Below are 3,718 nucleotides of genomic sequence, written 5' to 3' on the forward strand. Positions count from 1 at the left end.
CCGGAACGGAACTGGCTGCCGCGATCGGAATGTACGACGGTGCCGTCCGGGTTGCGGAGCGCAATGGCATTTCGCAGCGCCGAACATGCCAGGTCCGCGGTCATCCGGTCGGCGATCGAATAGCCGACGATCCGGGTGGAGAAGCAGTCCTTGATCGCGCAGATTATGTGGAATCAAGATTGTCAAGTTCATCAGGGTTTCCCGGGTCGGACTTGCACGATCGGCAGCAGGGTCACGGTCGCGGGGGTACCGAGCTCACGCGGGGTGGGCCCGGCGGGTGTGGGGACGTCGGTGAGCCGGTCGAGCAGGGCGTGACTGCGGTGTGTCCGTCGTCGACGGCTGCGCGCTCGTCGTCGGTAAGCGGGATGCTGGCGAGCATGCGCTGCAGGTTGCCGCTCGCCTCGAGCAGCTGGGCTTTGCTGGAGTCTTTCGGGGTGTAGAAGTCGCAGCGTGCGCAGGCCATCCTGTGCTGACACTGCTCGAAAAAGCTGTAGCTGCACCATCCGTGGCCGAGGTCGTAGTGCTGCCAGGGCTGCCCGGCGGCGGCGGCGCCGGAAGTGACGGCATCGCGGTCCAGCAGCACCTCGATGGTGCGCACGTTGCGGGCGAAGTAACCGGCTTCGGTGTAGGCCTTGGAAAGGGTGTTCGGGCTGATCTTCGCGTAATGCTGCGTGGCGGTCGGGGTGCGATGTCCGAGCCATGCCTGCAGCTCGAACAGCGTCATCGGTTCCTTGGCGTTGTAGAGTTGGGTCGCGATCGTGGACCGGGCCCGGTGACTGGTGATGTTGCCGCGGACGTCGCTGCTCGGGACACCGGCCTTGGCGCAGAGCGCAGGGATGATCGTGCGGTTGATGTAGTTCTTCGCGACCGGGTGCGCGCGGACAGCGAAGAGCATGTCCACCTGTTCGCTGGTCTTGCGGTCGAGCGTCGTCGGCTGAGGCGGGCGCAGCGCCTGCCAGGCCTCGATCGCCTGTCCCAGTAGAGGATCGACGGGTTTGGTGAACGCGGTGCCGGTCTTGTGGACGGGCACGTCGAGCAGGCAGACGGCGTCCTCGGCGAGCACGTCGGGCGAGTCGGCAGCAATGGGCTGACCGTTGTGTTGCCAGCGCACGCAGCCGACTCGAAGGCGGGACAACTCGTCGCTGCGCAGGCCGCTGAACAGCCAGGTCAGCGTGATCGCCCGGATCAGCTCCATCGGGTAGTAGGTGTCGGCGGAGTTGCCGGGCAGATGGTCCTGGTCGAGGTTCAGCCCGGCCCAGAGCAGTTTCGCCCAGACCTCGTCGGCGATGACGCGTGGGTTGGTGCCGATCAGCGCGGACACGCTGCGGGGCACCGCAAGTGCCCGGGCCGGGTCGAAGCGGCGACCGATCCACTCCCACTCCTGGCAGTCGCGGAAGAAGGTGCGGGTCGCCATCAGGTTGTGGGCCTTGGTGCGCGGGGAGATCGGTGTTCCAGCACGGGCGTGGAGGTGGTCGCGTCGCTGGACGTAGTCGCCGACGTTCATGCGGTCCACGACCGCGACCCAGGCGGCGCACGTCTGACGGGTCCATTGCCCGGGTTCGGTGATCTCAGGATGTTCTGCGACCAACCATCGCCCGGCCTTGGCCATGATGGTGCGCACGGCGGCGCGGACCCGTGGGGTGAGCGTCGAGGTGTCGTGCCAGCGTTCGACCCAGCCGGCCCAGGCTGTGGCAGTGCCCTCGATGCCGGGTGCGTGGTGGTGCCCGGTGCGCACCGGCGGGTCGCAGTGTCCGAGTGCGGCGACCGCACGTTGCAGCGCGTAGAGCATCTCGCCGTGGTGGTCACCTGTTGCCGGATGCGCGCGCAGCCGCTCGAACGCCGCGGTGTCCAGGTCCTCCAACCTGGGGCTGCGGTTGATCAGCAGCGCCTGGCTGAACACCCCACGCAGGCGGTGCTTGCCGCTCGCGGCGCCGCGGTAGCCCCACTGGTCCAGGACCGCGCTGGCCTGGCGCATCGACTCCTCGACAATCCCGGCGCCGAAGACGAAGCGGGCCAGGTGCAGCCGGTTGAACGTGCCCAACAGCTGGAAGTCGTCGAAGCCGCCGAGCAGATAGGCCAGCGCGAGCAGGAAGGGACGCACCGTGGTCTCGGTCGGCAGTTCCCTGGCTGCGACGAAGGCCTCGGCGCTCGAACCACACAGCTGCGCCCAGTCCTCGGTCGTCCACGCCCAGTAGGACCGGCTCGTGTCCACGCAGTTCTGCAAGATGATCGCGGCCGCGTGCGCCCCGGCCCGGCGAAACCGGGTGTCATCGCCATGATGCAACCCGGCCCGCGCGGTGTCGAGCGGCTCGACGAGACGGGCCAGCGCCGTCCAGTGGGTCGCGGTCCGGCGTGGGATTCCCCGTGCTCTGTTGCGGCGCAACGCCTTCGGACCCAACTCGCGCAGAGCGCGGCGCTCCGCATCGGTCAGCTCCCCCCGCTGGTCGTAGCGTTCGAGGGACAACGGAAACGTCCACCCCGGCTGCATGGCTTCCGTCTTGCCGACGGCACGAACCGCGGCGGTCACGCCGGACCCGTCCCGTCGGCATCGGCTGCGGTGAGCATGCTGATGCGCTGCGCATGCAGGTGCGTCATCGAACGATTCAGCTTTTCCGCAAGATCCCGGCCCGACAGGTGAATGTAGGTCAGTGTCGACTCGGTGGAACGGTGCCCGGCGAACGTTGCGATTGCGTGCAGCTCCCAGCCCATCCGGGCCAGGTCGGTCAGACACAGGTGTCGGGTGGTGTGCGTGGAGAACTGCGGAACATCAGCAGCCAACGCGACCCGCCGCACCACCTTCGACCAGCTCCACAAGCTCAGCGGTTCACCGTAATTGCGCCGTGACTCGGACAAGAACAGCGGCCCCCGGGCGCGGCTGATCCCGGCCCGGTGCGCGAGGTAGCCCGACAGCAGCACCCCGGTCGCCGCCGAGTACGGCACCACCCGCCCCCGACGGGTCTTGGTCGTCTCCGCCCGCACCCGCAGCGTGCGGTGCGCGGGATCGAGATCGTCGGTGCGCAGCGAGCACAGCTCTTCACGGCGCAGCGCCGAGTCGTAGGCCAGCGCCAGCATCAGCCGGTTACGGATCGGCTCGAGCCGGAACGCGTCAAGCAGCTGGAACCACTCGGCCTCGCCGGGGATCCAGGGCAACTTGACCATCCGCGGGACCAGCGGCCGGGACTGCCCACCGAAGTGCCGGCCCGGCGTGTAACGCCCGCGACCGACCGGGTTGGACTCGCGCACGCCCTCCTCGACCAGGAAGTCGTAGAACAACCGCACCGGAACCAGCCGCTGCTGCAGCGTCGCGTTCGCCAGACCCGAACCCGAGTCCAACGCGACAACGTTGGTACCGCGTCGGCTCGGGCGAGTCCGCAACTCCCTTACAAACAGGGCGATTTGGGCCCGGGTGGCAACAACCGGGTCGATGCCCTCGCGATCGCAGACCAGCAGATACTCGGCCAGGCCGCGCGCATACGCGTCGATCGTGCGAGGCGCCCGCCCCAGATCGGTCCAGATCCGCAACCACTCGGCCGCCCGCTCGTGCCGGCACAGCACCGGCCACTTCTCCTCCAAGTTCATCGACACAGTCAACAGGGCCCCTCAGCTCGTGGTGACACCGCGGGACGAACAACCCACCCCCGGCGTGATTCCACGTAACTAATAGGTAGAGCTTGCCCTCATCGGTCCAGTGCTCGGTGATGTCGGTCAACCACAACCG

At 68.0% G+C, this 3,718-nt stretch carries 2 protein-coding genes and 1 pseudogene; all 3 read right to left on the reverse strand.

Annotated features, from left to right (window positions below):
• A pseudogene (locus AC1D1G_RS42920) lies at nt 1-164 on the reverse strand (DDE-type integrase/transposase/recombinase); the annotation flags it as partial.
• A 68-nt stretch (nt 165-232) separates the two neighbouring features.
• A complete protein-coding gene (locus AC1D1G_RS42925) occupies nt 233-2,527 on the reverse strand; it encodes a tyrosine-type recombinase/integrase (protein ID WP_477956677.1) in 2,295 nt (764 codons plus the stop codon).
• Nucleotides 2,524-3,579 carry a tyrosine-type recombinase/integrase gene (locus AC1D1G_RS42930; protein WP_206016336.1) on the reverse strand — a complete coding sequence of 352 codons (1,056 nt, stop codon included), beginning with the start codon at nt 3,577-3,579 and terminating at the stop codon, nt 2,524-2,526. The genes AC1D1G_RS42925 and AC1D1G_RS42930 overlap by 4 nt, the downstream gene beginning before the upstream one ends.
• Nucleotides 3,580-3,718: the final 139 nt, after the last annotated feature.

This window comes from Rhodococcus sp. P3_B8 (assembly GCF_056402775.1).